The organism is Pleurocapsa sp. PCC 7319 (assembly GCF_000332195.1).
GTDB lineage: Bacteria > Cyanobacteriota > Cyanobacteriia > Cyanobacteriales > Xenococcaceae > Waterburya.
Map to the genome: position 1 here is coordinate 697,411 of NZ_KB235922.1, position 16,737 is coordinate 714,147.

Consider the following 16,737-nt stretch of genomic DNA (forward strand, 5'->3'; position numbering starts at 1 on the left):
ATTTTTTTCCCTCAATAAACAGCTTCCCTCCGCTGGTGCTAACCAGTATCAGGTTCTTAGGGTATATCTCAGCCTTTCGTCTTTAGGCACCCCTAGCTATACGGTGAATTCTAGCATTTTTCCAGCTAGTATCAGAATGGACGGCATAAAATATTTATTTCTTCATTCAAAGCATTGTTTCTTAAATTTTTCCTCCAGATCTTCAGCATTTTTTGGCAAATCACTGCTAAATAGAAGCATTAATCTGTTATCAATTGTTCCTTAAAAAAATGATTCGTGTATTGTTAGTAGACGACCAGAGTATTGTCCGAGAAGGATTATCAAGTTTATTACAGACTCAAGCCGATTTAGAAATTGTGGGCGAGGCGGAAAATGGCAAAGTAGCAGTCGAGCGATCGCTTGTCCTCAAACCAGACGTAATTCTAATGGATATCCGAATGCCCATCATGGATGGTATTGCAGCGATTCGGATACTTGCTGAGCAAGCACCGGAGATCAAAATTTTAGTGTTGACTACTTTTGATGACGATCAATACGTTACTCAAGCAATGGCTCATGGTGCCCACGGATATTTACTTAAAGATACTCCCTCCTCAGAATTAGCTCAGGCAATTCGCTCTGTTAATCAAGGCTATACTCAACTAGGTCCTGGACTATTTTCTAAAGCAATTACTCCTCAAAATACGAAGCAGAATCGCTTTAATTCCCAAGAAACACCCAGTATCCCACCAGAATTAGCTGGATTGACTAATAGGGAAAAAGAAGTATTACAATTGATTGCCATCGGCTATAGTAATCGAGAAATTGCTGCGGAACTACATATAGCCGAGCGTACTGTAAAAAACCATGTTAATAGTATTTTGCGCTCACTTAATCTGCGCGATCGCACTCAAGCTGCGATTTTGGCAAACAAGCATTTATAGTCCAATAAACCGCATCTAGTTTGAGCGTGGGGGATGCTGAATTTAGTTCAGCATATCCAACTACGCTGTTGAAACCTGTAATTTTTAATGTAACTGTTCGAGAAAGTAACAAGTAGCAAGTAGCAAGTAACAAGTTGTTTTTGATTCTTCTAACTCAAACTCTATTTAAGCAACAAAACTCCAGTTTTCAATGTGGACGGGGTTTAGTAATATGATTTAGTTTTCTGAGACTAAAATTAATGAAAAAGTGACAACTCCGAACTCTAAACTCCGAATTCCGAACTCCGAACTCCGAACTCCGAACTCCGAACTCCGAACTCCGAACTAATAGTATTAAGGCTGAGACAATACTCGATCAATTCTCTCTAGCTCAATTTCCAGGAAGTTATCGACTGTCCAATTTGCTATCCTTTGCAACATATGTAAGGGATAAATATTAGCAATTCCCACAACCTGTATTTTGGCTTGTTTAGCTGATTCTATACCAATGGGATTATCTTCGATCGCCAGACATTCATCGGGTTGCAGACTAAGGTTTTGAATAGCTAAGAGATAAGGATCGGGTTCGGGTTTGCTGGAAATAGTATCTTCACCAGTAACAATTAAGTCAAATTTTTCCCGAAGATTTGCTCTTTGTAGAATATATTCGACCACGGAACGGCTAGCACCAGTTACTAAACCAATAGCTATATTTTGCTCTTTTAGCTGAATTAAAAATTCTTCAATGTGGGATGAAAGAGGCAATTTTGGTAGTTGTTCCATCTGTGCTAAATAGGCTTTAGCTTTGGTCTCAACTAACTTATCAAGATAGTCATCAGGGAGAACTCGACCACGATTAACTAAGATGTCATTTAAGCAGGCGCGATCGCTTCTACCTCGACAGTATTCAACATAGTCTGCATCATTTGCCAGTAAATTCTCACCTAGCATTATGTCTGCGATTAATGCTTGATTGATTGTCTCATCATCAATGATTGAGCCACTGAAATCCAAAAAAACTGCTTTTAGACTCATATATGATTAATTATCAGAATATTAAACTAATTATTAATTTAATTATTGACCGATTTTACTCCTGTACTTAGTTGGTTTGTCCACCAAACATTTTCGGTTAATATTCAGGATAAATTAAATTGGGATTACTCAGGCGATCGCATTCTGTTTCCCAATCGATACTATCAGATATTTTTTTTAAAGCATCTTGATCGATCAAAAAACCAAATATAGGCTGTAAAAACTTCTCCCAAAGCGTATCCTGCCCTGAAGCCATAGTATTTTCGCAATATAAATTTATATATTTATTAATTTCAATCTATATTTTAACGAATTTAAACAATTAATCCAAAGCTGTTAGCAAATAGTTAATAGCTTTTGAGCCGATTTATGTTGTTGAAAATTCACCTCAAACTTAAAAATAGTAGAAATTTAGCTACTCAATTTGTTGAATATGCTATGGTATTTATACACAAAAAGTTGAATATCACTTTTTTGTATATTAGATAACTAAATTTTTCTTTAATTGACATATTGAACCTGGCCGATCTGTTGCTGAAACTATCATGTTTACTTTGTTTTATCGCAATGCTCGCTTACTAGTTTTGACGATTATTTTAATTTTTGTTTGGGGTATCTCGTCTTATTTTGCTTTACCCAGATTAGAAGATCCTGAGCTAGTATCTCGTTTCGCTATTGTGCGGACTTTTTGGGAAGGGGCGGATGCCAAACGAGTTGAGGCTTTAATTACCGAAAAAATTGAAGATGAGCTAATCGAAATCGAAGAAATTAAAGAGTATGATTCTACCTCCAGTACCGGCAGTTCAATCATAGTAATTGAACTTCAGGATACAGTGACTAAGGAACAGGTAGATGGAATCTGGACAAGGGTACAAAATAAGATAGATGAAGTCAGACCCGAGTTGCCCACAGAAATTACTGAACCAGAATTAGAGAAGGGAAAAGTTAAGGCATATGCCCTAATTACTGCTTTAACTTGGCAACAGGATGACAATCCTAACTATGCTATTTTGAATCGTCAGGCAGATGTTTTGAAAGAGCGCCTGGAAAACATTACAGGTACAGAAGAACTAGAACTATATGGCGATCGCGATGAAGAAATTTTAGTTGAAATTGAACCTCAAGTATTTGCTAGTTATGGCTTGACTGCCGCGGATATTGCTCGACAAATTCAGCAGAGTGATTCTAAAGAGGCTGCGGGAACTTTGCGTAATGACAATAATGATTTATCTCTAGAAGTAGCAGGAGAACTAGATACTCTAAATCGGGTTAAAAATATTCCCCTCAACTTTGGTAATAATAGTCAGTTTATCCGTTTGCAAGATATTGCTCAAGTAAGTAAAGGAGCGCGTTTCCCAGCTAATGAACAGACTTTGATTAGTGGTCGCCCTGGAGTGGCGGTGGCAGTACATATTGATTCAAAAAGCCGTCTCGATCTTTGGGCAGACAAGGCTAAAGAGATTTTGGCAGAATTCGAGTCAGACTTACCCCATGGTATTGCTCTATCGACGATATTCGATCAAAGTAGCTATGTTACTAATCGGCTCAACGGTTTGCTCCTGAATCTAGTTTTAGGGGGAGGATTAGTTTTTCTAGTTACACTTTTGATGATGGGATGGCGTTCAGCATTAATTATTGGAACTTCTTTGCCACTGTCAATTTTAATGGTCTTTGGTTGGATGAACGTGATGGGTATTCCCTTGCACCAAATGTCGATTACAGGCTTGATTGTGGCATTGGGAATCTTAATTGATAACGCAATTGTAATGGTCAACGAGGTTAATAACCATCTCCGTAGTGGTTTTAAAGGCAAAGATGCCATTGTCAATAGTATTAATTGTTTAGCTGTCCCTTTGTTGAGTTCTACTTTTACCACTATCCTGGCTTTTTTGCCGATTGCTTTATTACCAGGTTCTACAGGGGAATTTGTGGGAACGATTGGTCTGAGCGTTATTTTGGCTGTTGGATCTTCTATGTTTCTTTCCTTAACTGTAATACCTACAATAACGGCTAAGTTTCAACGACGAACTAATAATTCTTCCCCTCAATATCTATCATGGCTGCAAACTGGTATATCGATTCCACTACTAAAACGGTGGTATGGCAAAACTTTAAAATGGACTACTGCCAGCCCTGTTTTGGGTATCTGCCTGGCTTTATTCTTGCCTGCGGTCGGTTTTATCCAGGCAGGGAATTTAGCCCAACAGTTTTTTCCGGCAGCCGATCGGGATCAATTGCATATTCAAGTGGAGTTACCCGCTTCAAGTTCAATCATCGAAACTACTGCTGTAGCACAACAAATACGCGATCGCATTATTGCTGATTCTGCTATTACAGACGTTCATTGGTTCATTGGCAGGAGCGCGCCCCGATTTTATTACAATGTAACTGGTGCTAGAGAACGGGAATCTAATTATGCTCAGGCAATCGTCCAACTTAAGGAGATCGCTTCTAGTTCTTTAGTCCAGCAGCTACAAACAGACTTAGATCGAACTTTTCCTAGTTCTCGAATTTTAGTAAGACAGTTAGAACAGGGACCTCCTTTTAATGCGCCGATCGAAATGCGAATTTCTGGTACGGATATCGACATTCTGCAACAACTAGGGGAAAAAGCCAGAAGCTTATTAATAGAACAAGAACAGGTGACACATACCCGTGCTAGTTTGAATGAAATCAGACCTCAGCTTAAATTTGAGCCAGACGAAGAAAAAGTACGTTTAGCCGGTTTAGACCTCCAGGCGATCGCCCAGCAATTAGATGCCAGTTTGGATGGAAGTACAGGAGGAACAATTCTCGAATCTACAGAAGAATTACCTGTTAGAGTTAGATTAGCCCAAAGCGATCGCGCTAGCGTCAGTAGTCTTGTTTCCATAGATTTAGTATCTAACTCTGGCAATAGTCAAAGAAATAATAATTCAGCCCAGACTATTCCTTTATCCTCTTTGGGCAAAGTATTTTTAGCTCCTGAACTATCCAAAATCACCCATTATAATGGGCAACGAGTAAATACAGTTCAAGGTTTTTTGCGAGCTGGAGTCTTGCCCGATACGGTCTTAACGGAGTTTAAACAGAAACTAGATAGTGAAAACTTTCAACTCCCCAATGGCTATAGTTATCAATTTGGTGGGGAAGCAGCAGAAAAAGACGATGCTATTAGCGGCTTAGTCTCAACGGTGGGAGTTCTAGTAGTATTGATGGTTGCCACTCTGGTTCTGTCTTTGGGCTCTTTTCGTTTGGCAATGGTTATTGGCATTGTGGCGATCGCATCCGTGGGCTTGGGCTTATTTTCCATCTGGATATTTGACTATCCTTTTGGCTTTAATCCGATTATCGGTACTATCGGTTTAATTGGGGTCGCAATCAATGACTCGATTGTGGTGATGGCAGCTATTCAACAACATCCTGTCGCCAAATTGGGCGATCGGCAGGCAATTCGCCAGGTAGTTATGCACTCAACTCGCCACGTAGTCGCCACTACCTTGACTACCGCTATCGGTTTTGTACCTTTATTACTGGGTGGTGGAGAATTTTGGCCTCCTTTAGCTATAGCGATCGCTGGTGGTGTAATCGGTGCAACTTTGTTAGCACTATATCTTGTTCCTGCTGCCTATTTGTTATTTATCGATGCTCTCAAAATGAATTTCGATGGGATTCGTAAAACTATTATGTTTAAAAGTTGACCAAGGCTGTTCCCTGTTCCCTGTTCCCTTTAATGATTACTGATTACTGGTAACTGATAATTGATAACTATGTTACAAAAACAGTAACGTTGCCCTATTTTCTGGTTTCAACAGACATACTAGAGGCGTTGATTAATTGTGATTAAATTAATGAGCAATGCTATTCAAAGATGCCCGTGTAACTCAAATTATTTTTCTCGCTTTATTTTTACTTTTAGGTGTCAGTACCAGGGATTGGACACTACAAGCTAATTTGATTTTAGTCGTGGTGACTAGCTGTTTAATTACTCAGTGGTTTTTGTCAGCTTTGGTTGAATATAGTAAACGCAATAGTGAATTTTCTCTGGCTAATATCTCCAGTGAATTAAGTATTCTGATTAGTCCTAAAGTGTTAATTTCTCTTCGGAGTGCCTTAATCACTGCCTTAGGATTATGTCTCCTGCTACGAAGTAATAGCCCCGAGACAATGGCGATCGCCGGTTGTTTAGCGATCGCGAGTAAGTTTCTCTTTCGCCATCGCAATAAACACTTTTTTAACCCTGCTAACTTTGGGATTATCGCGGCTTTAATTTTGACTAATGACGCTTGGGTTTCTCCTGGTCAATGGGGTACAGATTGGTGGTATTTACTGCTATTTCTTGGTTTAGGTGGTGTGGTTTTGAAGCAAGTAGGTCGGTGGGATACTTCGATCGCTTTTCTGTTTGCTTATGGTGGTTTAGAAGCTGTGCGTAACCTTTGGCTCGGATGGAGTTGGGATGTCTGGCAACATCAGTTTATGAGTGGTAGTTTGCTGCTATTTGCTTTATTTATGTTGACCGATCCGCGCTCTATTCCTAATTCCAAGACTGGTCGTTTAGTTTGGAGTCTGGCGATCGCTATTACTACTTTTATTCTGCAAGATTATTTTTATCTGTCTACCGCGATTTTCTGGTCATTATTTATTATTTCTCCCCTGACAGTTTTGTTAGATATGGTTTGGTCTGCACCAAGGTTTAATTGGCAACGCTTATCAGTAATTAGTAATCAGTAATGAAAATACTACGAATTATATTTTCCTGCATATTAACTGGAGTAATTTTGATCTTTGGCATTAAACCAGCATTGGCTTTTTGTGGTTTTTATGTGGCGAAAGCCGATAGTAGTCTTTATAATCAGGCTTCCCAAGTAATTATTGCTAGGGATGGTGAAAGAACTGTTTTAACTATGTCTAATGATTACCAGGGTGAAGTAAAAGACTTTGCCATGGTAGTTCCTGTGCCAGTAATTCTCAAAGAGGAACAGGTTCATGTTGGCGATTCCCAAATTTTAGCCAGGCTTGATGGATTTAGTGCGCCCAGGTTAGTGGAGTATTTCGACCCCAATCCTTGTCAAAAGCCAGAACGCGATCGCCGATTGTTTAAATCTGCACCAATTTTGGAAAGCCAAAATACATTAGGATTACAAAGAGAAGCCAAGCTGGGTGTAACAGTAGAAGAACAGTTTAGCGTTGGAGAATACGATATTGTAATCCTGAGTGCCAAAGAATCTGATGGTTTAGAAACGTGGTTGATTCAAAATGACTATAAAATTCCTTCAGGTGCCAAGGAACTTCTGCAACCTTACATTCGACAAAACTTGAAGTTCTTTGTGGCAAAAGTCAACTTGGAAGAATATGACAGTAATGGGTTTGAGAAATTAAGACCAATTTCTATGGCTTATGAATCGCCTAAGTTTATGTTGCCGATTCGCTTAGGGATGATGAATGCTAACGGCGACCAAGATTTAATTGTTTATTTGCTATCTCCTAAGGGTCAAGTAGAACTGACTAACTATCGCACAGTTAAAATTCCTTCCAATACGGAAATTCCCGAATTTGTGCAGACAGAATTTAAAGACTTTTATCAGGCAATGTTCCAAAAGTCTTATGAACAGGAAAACAAACAAGTAGCTTTCTTAGAATATGCCTGGGATATGGCAAGTTGCGATCCTTGTTCAGCAGAACCATTGAATCAGTCAGAATTAAAAGATGCGGGGGTATTTTGGTTAGAGCAGAATCCTAGAAATCCCTGGGGAGGCAATAATGTGTTTATCACTCGCCTCCATGTGCGTTACACCAGAGATAAATTCCCTGAAGATTTAAAGTTCCAACAGACAAGCGATCGCAGCAATTTTCAAGGACGATATATAGTGCGACATCCATTCATGGGAGAAATGGCTTGTCGTACTGCATCAGAATATCAGGATTCAATTATCGCCAGACAAGAACGAGAAGCCCAAAATTTAGCTCGTTTGACTGGCTGGGATATACAGGATATTCGCAGCAAAATCACTTTTGTCGAACCTCAACCTGTTCCTTGGTGGCGCAAAATTTGGAACTAAATTCAGTTATCAATTTGAGTTCGGAATTCGGAATTCGGAGTTCGGAATTCTGATGTTTCAACAAAATAGTATCGCATTCAAAAAGCTAAAAAATTATGAATTACGAAGTTTTTAGCCTTGTCAAACTGACATTAATCAGTATTCAATTATGAAAATTATCAGAGTTTTACTATCTTGTTTGCTAACAGGAGTAATTCTATTCTTTGGTGTCAAACCGGCATTGGCTTTCTGTGGTTTTTATGTGGCTAAAGCTGATACCAGTCTTTACAATCAAGCTTCTCAGGTAATTATTGCTAGAGATGAGGATAGAACCGTTTTAACTATGTCTAATGATTATCAGGGTGAAGTTAAAGATTTTGCCATGGTAGTTCCTGTGCCCGTAATTCTCAAAGAGGAACAGGTTCACGTTGGGGAAGCAAAAATTTTGCAAAGGCTAGACGATTTTAGTGCCCCAAGATTAGTAGAATATTTTGATGATGATCCTTGTGAAATTAGAGCTTATGAAGATGGCATCGCATTTAACTCTGCACCCCAAGCTGCCCCATCACTTAGGCAAAAGAAAGCAGACGCTGATTTAGGAGTAACGGTAGAAGAACAGTTTAGCGTCGGTGAATATGACATTGTCATTCTCAGTGCCAAAGAATCTGGAGGATTAGAAACTTGGTTAAGGCAAAATGATTATCAAATCCCCGAAGGTGCCAAAGAATTACTCCAGCCTTATATTCGCCAAAATTTGAAATTCTTTGTAGCGAAAGTCAATCTAGAAGAATATGACAGCAATGGTTTTGAAAAGCTGAGACCAATTTCCATGGCTTATGAGTCGCCTAAGTTTATGTTACCGATTCGCTTGGGGATGATGAACGCAAATGGCGACCAAGATTTGATTGTCTATCTCCTATCTCCTAAAGGACAGGTCGAACTATCCAACTACCGCACGGTGAAAGTTCCTTCTGATAGCGAAGTGCCGGAATTTGTCAAAGAGGAGTTTAAGGACTTTTATACTGCTATGTTCCAAAATTCCTACATTCGGGAAAACAAAAAAGTAGCTTTCTTGGAATACGCTTGGGATATGGGAAGCTGCGATCCTTGTTCGGCAGAACCTTTAAATCGAGAAGAACTCAAAGAAGCTGGGGTATTTTGGTTGGATTCTACACCTTCTAATCCTCGTTTTTTTGGCAATAGCAATGTTTTTATTACCCGTCTCCATGTCCGCTATAGTCGTGATAGATTCCCTGAGGATTTGAAATTTCAACAGACCAGCGATCGCGATTTATTTCAGGGCAGATACGTGATACGTCATCCATACACGGGAGATATTACCTGTGATGCTGGCAAGGAATATCAACAATCAGTTAGAGACAGACAAGAGCGTGAGGCAAAAACCTTAGCTAAGCTTACAGGTTGGAATATTGAATCCATTCGCGATCGCATTAAGTTTGTCAAGGCTGAACCAGTAGAGTGGTGGGAAAATCTTTGGAATCGCTAACTTTATTTAGTTGAGAACAAAAAAACACAGTGACCTAAGCCGCTGTGTTTTTTTTGTTAAATCATAACAAGGTTGGCGGGGAAACAAGCCCTAAAAGCTTAGAGCTTAGAGCTTAGAGCTTAGAGCTTACCTCACCCTTAAATTGCCATAACCCGAACTGAGGTTAATTTATTTAACCAAAAAATATAGCTATTTTGACTCAATTTTCAGGTTAACAAATATTAGAAGTTGTAATTTATTTGTTCTTTTCGGGAATCCTAATCTTATTGAAATAATTATATGTAATATGACTCAAAAGTTTGATCCTGCTGAGTTGTTAGTTAAATCATCAAAATCAAACAGCACAGGATGTTGGGAATTTATTAAAAACTCTGTTTCTTGGAGAGTTTATCTACATGAAGGAAAACTATCGTATATTGATTGTTCTATACAACTACTCAACCAGTTAAAGTATTATCTTCTGCGCCAAGGTTGGAAAGATGCAGCCGCCGCATTAAAAGATATGCCGCAATCTTATCTTAAAACCAAGGTGAATACAGCAAATGACTCATTGCCTGTTAATTATTACGAATATGCGATTTTTTGGTTGCTAAATGAGAAATATCTTGATAGTTCTCAGTTTATGCAATTGATTGAAGATATTACTCAAGATTCTCTTCAATCCTGCCTGTGGCTAAGAGATGGAACTACTGTTTGGCACGATCAAGAACCAATGCCATCTTGGATTCACGATCAAATTGGAAATTCTTTATCGTTAGATGTATTAGATCTAGTTGGTTTTTTACAGCATAGATTAAAGCAATGGCATAGTTGTACTTCAGAGCTAAATTCTCCATATCAACGTCCCTACTTTTTGGATTACAGAGATATTGATAAATCTCCTGAATCAGGAGTGTTGTCGGCAAAGGCACTGAACGAATTGGCACAAATTATGCGGCGAGGATTGAGTTTTCGTCAGCTTTCGATATTTCTCAATAAAGATGAACTTCATGTAGCGCAAATTTTATCGCCGTATATTGAGCATAAAATGATTCATTTGCGCAATCCTCAGCCACCTTTAGATCAACTACCTACCATCCCCAAACCAACACCAAGTGAAAAATCAGAACAGAATCGCGCAGTAAGTGTACCAGTTAAAAAACACAAAGTTGTTTGTATTGATGATAGTCCGACAATTCTGCAAGAAATTAAGCGTTTTCTTAATAATGAGCAATTTGAAGTCACGGCAATAGACGATCCTGTTCAAGCTTCATCAATTATTTTTCGGCTGGAACCTGATTTAATTTTGCTTGATATTACTATGCCCAGAATTAACGGCTATAAACTTTGTGGCTTATTACGTAGCAGCAATGTTTTCGATCAAACCCCAATCATTATGGTCACGGGCAATACGGGCATGATTGACAAAGCTAGGGCTAAATTAGCTGGGGCAACAGATTATTTTACGAAGCCTTTCACTCAAGCAGGTTTAATGGCAATCATTGAAAAACATCTTTCATAAATTTAACTCTAGACATTATTCAAAATTCACATTACTCAAGTAAAACTATGAAAACTATCCTCATCGTAGACGACCTAAAATCCGAATTAGACTTGATGTCTCAATATTTGACTACATCGGGCTACTCCATAATTACGGCTACCAATGGCGAAGAAGCGATCGCCAAAATATTGGAAAATAAACCTGATGCCATCGTAACGGATTGGATGATGCCCAAAATGGGGGGCATAGATATTTGCCGTAAGCTAAAAAAGAATCCTGAAACAGCAGAAATTCCTATTATTGCTTGTACTGCCAAAAATCGTGATGTAGATCGGATGTGGGCTATTAAACAAGGTGTCAAAGCTTACGTAACCAAACCTTGTACTAAAGAAGAATTGGTCAGTGCACTTCAAGGAGTAATGGGATAGGTAGTAATGTCAACATCTAGTGCAGCTGCGAGAGTTCGAGCCAATATTAAGGAGTTATTTCAGGCAAATTTAGCTCCAGGGGATGCTTATATCCGATTTCAACTGACTTCAGAAATGACAGCTTTGTTATCAATGGATCAGGTGCAAGAGTCTTTAATAGTTGAGGTTGAGCAAATAACTCCCTTGCCTAGCATGCCAGAATCTGTCATTGGCATTATTAGTTCTCGTAATCACGTGTTCTGCGTCTTCGATTTAGCTCGATTTTTAAAGTTACCTTCGGGATTAATTACTCCTCGTCAATATCAAATTATTGTTTTGCAAACCACTTCTGAACCATCAATTTATTTTGGTTTAGCCGTAACTAGTCTTCAAGGGATTGTACGTTTACCAACAGCTCAAATTCAGTCCTCTTTGACTGCTTTTCCAGACAACATAACTCCTTATTTATGTGGTGCAGTTTTAAAAGAAGAAAAGATGATGCCTGTTTTCGAGTTCAATCGAATCTCAGAGGCTTTAAGCTACGTATCGTAGGCGGGATATCAACTCTATCTCATCTATGGAGTCTTGAATTTTGGCGATTGGCTTTACACGACAACCCTTTCAGTAGGCTATGCGATCGCGAATACATTATCTCTTGATAAAAACTCATAACCATAGCAATTAATCTAATTAAATCAATGAAACTACCATTATTTAAAAGTTTACGATTCCGCTTACCTTTTCTAGTTTTATTGGGTGTTATCCCCACCACCATAATTGCGATCGCTTTTGCTAGTTCTAGAGCGGGTAATATTATTCGTCAAGATACTCAAGAAAATATAGCTCTGAAAGCTAGGGCGTTAAATAACAGTATTTCTAGATGGACAGAAATGAACGTTATCGCCTTAAAAAACTTGAGCAACCAGCCCGATATAGTCAGCATGGAGCCAGCGCGACAGAAGCCAGTTCTTATGGAGACATTAAAGAACTATCAGCATCTCTATACAGCTAGTACTACAGATCTTAATGGAGTTAATGTAACTCGTAGTGACGATAAAGCACCCAAAAAATATCCCGATCGTCCTTGGTTTCAAGGGGCAAGAGCGGGTAACGATATTACCTATCAAACTTTGATTGGTCGTACTAGTCTAAAACCTTCTTTATGTTTGTCTGCACCAATTAGAAACAAGACAATAATCCAGGGTGTCAATTACATTTGCATGACTCTGGAAACTCTGACAGAAGAAGTTGGTGCGGTTCAGTTTGGTGAAACTGGTTATGGTTTTGTGGTCAATAAAGAAGGTCGTATCTTAGGTCATCCTGATACAAATCTAACTTCTGGGGAAGAACTAGTAGATTATAGTACCTATCCCCCCGTAGCCAATTTTTTAGCTGATAAAGAAGGTTATCTTGAATTTAAAGATCAAGAAGGGATGGCATGGATCTCTCATAGCACTCGTCTTGATAATGGTTGGGGAGTGTTCATCTTACAAGAGAAGTCAGAAGCTTTTCTTGAGGAACGAGAATTTCAGCAGTTAGCAGCTATCATTGCCGGCGTTGCTATGTTAGCGATCGGCATTGTAACTTGGTTAGTGGCTAGCCGATTGACACAACCGATTAGTAAAATCACCGCAGCATCCACCAGCTTAGCAGAGGGCAATTTAGATCAAACAGTTGAACTGGAGCAAGAAGATGAAATCGGTATTTTAGGTGATTCTTTTAACCAGATGGCTAAACAGTTAAAGGAATCGATTGCCAGTTATGAAAGTAAAGCAGAGCAGCAACGTCAAGAAAAAGAACAGTTAGAAGCAGCAATTTATACTCTAATCGATGAAGTTGCCAATGCCACAGAAGGAGATTTGACTGTTCGAGCCAACTTAGACTCATTAGAACTGAGTACTGTTGCCGATTTATTTAACGCCATAATTGATAACTTACAAGAAATTGCCATTGAAGCCAAACAATCAACTAGTCAAGTAGGTTCCTCTCTTAAACAAAATGAAGAGGCAATTCGTTTATTAGCAGAGCAGGCGATCGCAGAGGCTGAAGAAACTCGCGATACGTTGAAGTCCGTTGAGCAAATGTCCCAATCGATTCAGGCAGTAGCCGAAAACGCTAACCAGGCAGAAAAGTTTGCTGATGATACTTATAACACGGTATTGAACAGTACCACTGATATGGATAAAACGGTAGATAGTATTCTCAATCTGCGGATGACTGTAGGTGAGACTGCTAAAAAAATGAAGCGTTTAGGAGAATCTTCGCAAAAAATTGCTCAAGCAGTTTCCTATGTTCAAGAAATCGCCTTAAAAACTAATGTACTGGCGATTAATGCCAGTGTTGAAGCTGGACGTGCAGGAGAATTAGGTCAAGGTTTCACCATTGTTGCTGAACAAGTAGGTGCATTAGCAGAACAATCCGCAGCCGCGACCAAAGAAATTGCCAGCATTGTGGATGCAATTCAAGCAGAAACCCAGGAAGTAAACCAGGCAATGGAAACAGGAACATCACAGGTAGTAGAAACCACACGCCTAGTAGAAACCACCAAACAAAGTTTGGAGTTGGTATTAGAAAAATCTCAACAAATCAACCAGTTGATGGAGTCTATTTCCAAAACTACTGTATCTCAAGCCAATACTTCCCAAAATGTAACCAACTTGATGCAAAAAATTGCTCGCTTATCGGAAACTACATCCAAATCATCCACAGAAGTAGCGCAGTCAATTGTCGAAACTGCTCAAGTAGCTCGGAAACTAGAGTCTACTGTAGCTCAGTTTAAAGTAGCTGAATCTGCGTAAGCATTGAGCGCCAATCTTAACAAGCTTCAGGAATAGATTTCATATAACCTACTAATTGCAACATCTATTTTCTCCGAGGCAAAAGCCTTGATCAGACAAATATTCTTATAAGTCAACTTATTATTGCCGAATTTCTATGATTACTGAAAAAGAATCCCAGAACTTTCCATTAGCAGCCAATTCTTCTAATAAATCTGAAGCTGACAAAAACATTAAGGGAACAGGTACTCTCCGTCGTCGCTTGTTGATTTCAATTTTGCCAGCAGTATTACTGCCCCTGATGATCGCCAGTGCGATCGGATATACAATTACTGAACGTCGAGCCAAAACTGAAGTGATAGATAACCTGGAAGCTAATACTCTTTTGGCAAGTAAAACAATTACAACTTTTATTCGAGACTCCTTAAAACTTACCGATTTGGTTGCTGTTAATCCTATTGTGATTCAAGCCATGAAAGAGGGTAATAAGATTTCTCAGTCACAACAATTAGCTCAACAACAGATTGATGTATTGGAGAAAAAGTTTGCTGCCACCAAATTATTAGCCCCTGATGAGAACCTGAATAACTATCTCCAACAGATAGTTATATCTGGTCAGGTAGCGGAAATCTTTTTTACCGAACGCAATGGTTTGAATGTCGCATTTAGTAATCCCACTTCCGATTTTGTGCAACGGGACGAAGGTTGGTGGCAAAATAGCCAAAAAGAAGGACGAGATATCGATGAACCAGAGTTTGATGATTCAGCAAACGCGATTGTAATTGCTTTTTCTAGAGCGGTAAAAGACCCTCAGACAGGTGAATTTCTCGGGGTAATTAAGGCCGGTGTTCCAGCAACAACATCGATTTCCGACCTGATAACTTTCCTACAGGGAAAACAGAACCGCTCGGCTCAATTTCAAATTGTTGACCCTAACAATAGTTTTGTATTTAGTAATATCGATTTTACTGATGTTGCAGCTAGCGATCGCAGTGGTGCAGAAACTGATGTTCGGGGAGAGGCTGAAAACAAAGGACAGAAAGCTATGAAGACAGAAGGTGTCGAAGTGGTTGGGGGTCAGCCTATTTTAGAGGTAGCTAAAACTATGATGCAGGTTATGGGAAATACGTTGAGTGTAGAGGAAGCACAACAGTCAATCGCCCAGATATCTGACATGTCTGATATCAGTCTTCGCCAAGAATTCAACAACGACTCTGAAGCTAGCATAGTCGCTACATTAAGATATCAAGACCAGATTTATGGCTTGTCCACAGTTCCCAATACTAACCTCGTATCAATTGGCGTTATCGATTATGATGTGGTAGCTAGTGCAGGACGAAATTTACTATCGGTATTTGGTTTAACGGGTATCATTCTGGGTACTTTTGCTTTAGGTTTAATTATTTTTCTCGCGCAGCAATTATCTCGACCTCTAACTAATCTATCTCAAAAAACTCAACAGGTAGCAGAAGGAAATCTTGATGTAACAGCTAATATTGAGGGAACTTTAGAAACCAGAACTTTAGCCGATAACTTTAACAAGCTGATTTATCAGGTAAAAGAACTACTCCAACAGCAAACAAGTGTAGCTGATAAACAACGCCAAGAAAAGGAAAAGTTAGAAGAAGCAATTTATACCCTAATCGATGAAGTTTCTGATGCAACAGAGGGGGATTTAACTGTAAGAGCTAATTTAGATTCTTTAGAACTGAGTACTGTTGCCGATTTATTTAACGCCATTATTGATAACTTGCAAGAAATTGCCGTTGAAGCGAAACAGTCAACTAGCAAGGTGGGTTCCTCTTTAAAACAAAACGAAGCAGCTATTCGTTTCCTCTCAGAGCAAGCTGTTTCTGAAGCGCAAGAAACTCGCAAGACATTGACTTCTGTTGAGCAAATGTCCCAATCAATTCAGGCAGTAGCTGAAAAAGCCAACCAAGTCGAAAAGATTGCTGATGATACTTACAGTACTGTTCTCAAAAGTACTGACAATATGGACTTAACAGTCGATAGTATTTTGGAACTGCGAAGTGCTGTAGGTGAAACTGCTAAAAAAATGAAGCGTTTAGGAGAATCTTCGCAGAAAATCGCTCAAGCAGTCTCTTTCATCGAAGAAATTGCGCTGAAAACCAATGTTTTAGCTATTAACACGAGTGCTGAAGCTGAGCGTGCTGGAGAATATGGACAAGGTTTTACGATCATTGCCGAACAAGTGGGTGCATTAGCTGAACAATCGGCAGCAGCAACCAAAGAAATTGAGAATATTGTGGCAACTATTCAGGCGGAAACTAAGGAAGTAAGCCAAGCTATGGAATCAGGAAACTCCCAAGTAGTAAAAACCACACACCTAGTACAATCCACCAAGCAAAGTTTAGGACAGGTATTAGAAAAATCCCAAGAAATTAACCAACTAATGGGTTCTATTTCTCAAACCACAGTATCTCAGGCAACTACTTCTCAAAGTGTGACCAACTTGATGCAAAAAATTGCTCAATTGTCGGAAAACACATCTAAATCATCTAAAGAAGTAGCACAATCAATTGTGGAAACAGCTCAAGTAGCTCAAAAGTTAGAATCTGCCGTAGCTCAGTTCAAAGTAACAAATTAAA

The 16,737-nt window shown here is 39.1% G+C and carries 12 protein-coding genes and 1 riboswitch; of the genes, 10 read left to right on the top strand and 2 right to left on the bottom strand.

Going from position 1 to position 16,737, the window contains the following annotated elements; translation table 11 throughout:
* Nucleotides 1–7: 7 nt before the first annotated feature.
* Nucleotides 8–104, bottom strand: a riboswitch (TPP riboswitch).
* Between the two features lie 165 nt (nt 105–269).
* Nucleotides 270–923: a response regulator transcription factor gene (locus PLEUR7319_RS0107340; protein WP_019504564.1), complete on the top strand. Its 654-nt coding sequence runs from the start codon at nt 270–272 to the stop codon at nt 921–923.
* 333 nt (nt 924–1,256) lie between these two features.
* Here PLEUR7319_RS0107340 and PLEUR7319_RS0107345 read toward each other — a convergent pair whose 3' ends face one another.
* Both PLEUR7319_RS0107345 and PLEUR7319_RS41205 read right to left on the bottom strand, forming a co-directional pair.
* On the bottom strand, nt 1,257–1,937 hold the full coding sequence (locus PLEUR7319_RS0107345) for an HAD family phosphatase (protein ID WP_019504565.1): 681 nt from the start codon (nt 1,935–1,937) through the stop codon (nt 1,257–1,259).
* 97 nt (nt 1,938–2,034) lie between these two features.
* Nucleotides 2,035–2,193, bottom strand: a complete 159-nt coding sequence (locus tag PLEUR7319_RS41205) for a hypothetical protein (RefSeq protein ID WP_019504566.1) — start codon at nt 2,191–2,193, stop codon at nt 2,035–2,037.
* A gap of 289 nt (nt 2,194–2,482) precedes the next feature.
* Here PLEUR7319_RS41205 and PLEUR7319_RS0107355 point away from each other — a divergent pair, with 289 nt between their 5' ends.
* The 9 genes from PLEUR7319_RS0107355 to PLEUR7319_RS0107395 all read left to right on the top strand — a co-directional run bounded on the left by PLEUR7319_RS0107355 (nt 2,483) and on the right by PLEUR7319_RS0107395 (nt 16,736).
* A complete protein-coding gene (locus PLEUR7319_RS0107355; RefSeq protein WP_019504567.1) occupies nt 2,483–5,617 on the top strand; it encodes an efflux RND transporter permease subunit in 3,135 nt (1,044 codons plus the stop codon).
* Nucleotides 5,618–5,774: 157 nt separating this feature from the next.
* Nucleotides 5,775–6,647 (top strand): RnfABCDGE type electron transport complex subunit D, encoded by an 873-nt coding sequence (locus PLEUR7319_RS0107360; protein ID WP_019504568.1) that lies wholly within the window; start codon nt 5,775–5,777, stop codon nt 6,645–6,647.
* Nucleotides 6,647–7,975, top strand: a complete 1,329-nt coding sequence (locus tag PLEUR7319_RS0107365; protein WP_019504569.1) for a DUF2330 domain-containing protein — start codon at nt 6,647–6,649, stop codon at nt 7,973–7,975. The genes PLEUR7319_RS0107360 and PLEUR7319_RS0107365 overlap by 1 nt, the downstream gene beginning before the upstream one ends.
* 148 nt (nt 7,976–8,123) lie before the next feature.
* Nucleotides 8,124–9,461: a DUF2330 domain-containing protein gene (locus PLEUR7319_RS0107370; protein ID WP_019504570.1), complete on the top strand. Its 1,338-nt coding sequence runs from the start codon at nt 8,124–8,126 to the stop codon at nt 9,459–9,461.
* A gap of 286 nt (nt 9,462–9,747) precedes the next feature.
* Nucleotides 9,748–10,962 carry a response regulator gene (locus tag PLEUR7319_RS0107375; protein WP_019504571.1) on the top strand — a complete coding sequence of 405 codons (1,215 nt, stop codon included), beginning with the start codon at nt 9,748–9,750 and terminating at the stop codon, nt 10,960–10,962.
* 47 nt (nt 10,963–11,009) lie between these two features.
* Complete coding sequence (locus tag PLEUR7319_RS0107380) at nt 11,010–11,372, top strand: PleD family two-component system response regulator (protein WP_019504572.1); 363 nt, start codon at nt 11,010–11,012, stop codon at nt 11,370–11,372.
* A gap of 6 nt (nt 11,373–11,378) precedes the next feature.
* Nucleotides 11,379–11,903 carry a chemotaxis protein CheW gene (locus PLEUR7319_RS0107385; protein WP_019504573.1) on the top strand — a complete coding sequence of 175 codons (525 nt, stop codon included), beginning with the start codon at nt 11,379–11,381 and terminating at the stop codon, nt 11,901–11,903.
* A gap of 146 nt (nt 11,904–12,049) precedes the next feature.
* A complete protein-coding gene (locus tag PLEUR7319_RS39960) occupies nt 12,050–14,149 on the top strand; it encodes a methyl-accepting chemotaxis protein (protein WP_019504574.1) in 2,100 nt (699 codons plus the stop codon).
* A gap of 136 nt (nt 14,150–14,285) precedes the next feature.
* A complete protein-coding gene (locus PLEUR7319_RS0107395) occupies nt 14,286–16,736 on the top strand; it encodes a methyl-accepting chemotaxis protein (RefSeq protein WP_019504575.1) in 2,451 nt (816 codons plus the stop codon).
* Nucleotide 16,737: the final 1 nt, after the last annotated feature.

Bases quoted from the DNA above. Each gene is read 5' to 3' on its own strand.
- PLEUR7319_RS39960 (WP_019504574.1), top strand. From the start codon at position 12,050: ATGAAACTACCATTATTTAAAAGTTTACGATTCCGCTTACCTTTTCTA.
- PLEUR7319_RS0107370 (WP_019504570.1), top strand. From the start codon at position 8,124: ATGAAAATTATCAGAGTTTTACTATCTTGTTTGCTAACAGGAGTAATT.
- PLEUR7319_RS41205 (WP_019504566.1), bottom strand. From the start codon at position 2,193: ATGGCTTCAGGGCAGGATACGCTTTGGGAGAAGTTTTTACAGCCTATA.
- PLEUR7319_RS0107360 (WP_019504568.1), top strand. From the start codon at position 5,775: ATGCTATTCAAAGATGCCCGTGTAACTCAAATTATTTTTCTCGCTTTA.
- PLEUR7319_RS0107340 (WP_019504564.1), top strand. From the start codon at position 270: ATGATTCGTGTATTGTTAGTAGACGACCAGAGTATTGTCCGAGAAGGA.
- PLEUR7319_RS0107365 (WP_019504569.1), top strand. From the start codon at position 6,647: ATGAAAATACTACGAATTATATTTTCCTGCATATTAACTGGAGTAATT.
- PLEUR7319_RS0107355 (WP_019504567.1), top strand. From the start codon at position 2,483: ATGTTTACTTTGTTTTATCGCAATGCTCGCTTACTAGTTTTGACGATT.
- PLEUR7319_RS0107375 (WP_019504571.1), top strand. From the start codon at position 9,748: ATGACTCAAAAGTTTGATCCTGCTGAGTTGTTAGTTAAATCATCAAAA.
- PLEUR7319_RS0107395 (WP_019504575.1), top strand. From the start codon at position 14,286: ATGATTACTGAAAAAGAATCCCAGAACTTTCCATTAGCAGCCAATTCT.
- PLEUR7319_RS0107380 (WP_019504572.1), top strand. From the start codon at position 11,010: ATGAAAACTATCCTCATCGTAGACGACCTAAAATCCGAATTAGACTTG.
- PLEUR7319_RS0107345 (WP_019504565.1), bottom strand. From the start codon at position 1,937: ATGAGTCTAAAAGCAGTTTTTTTGGATTTCAGTGGCTCAATCATTGAT.
- PLEUR7319_RS0107385 (WP_019504573.1), top strand. From the start codon at position 11,379: ATGTCAACATCTAGTGCAGCTGCGAGAGTTCGAGCCAATATTAAGGAG.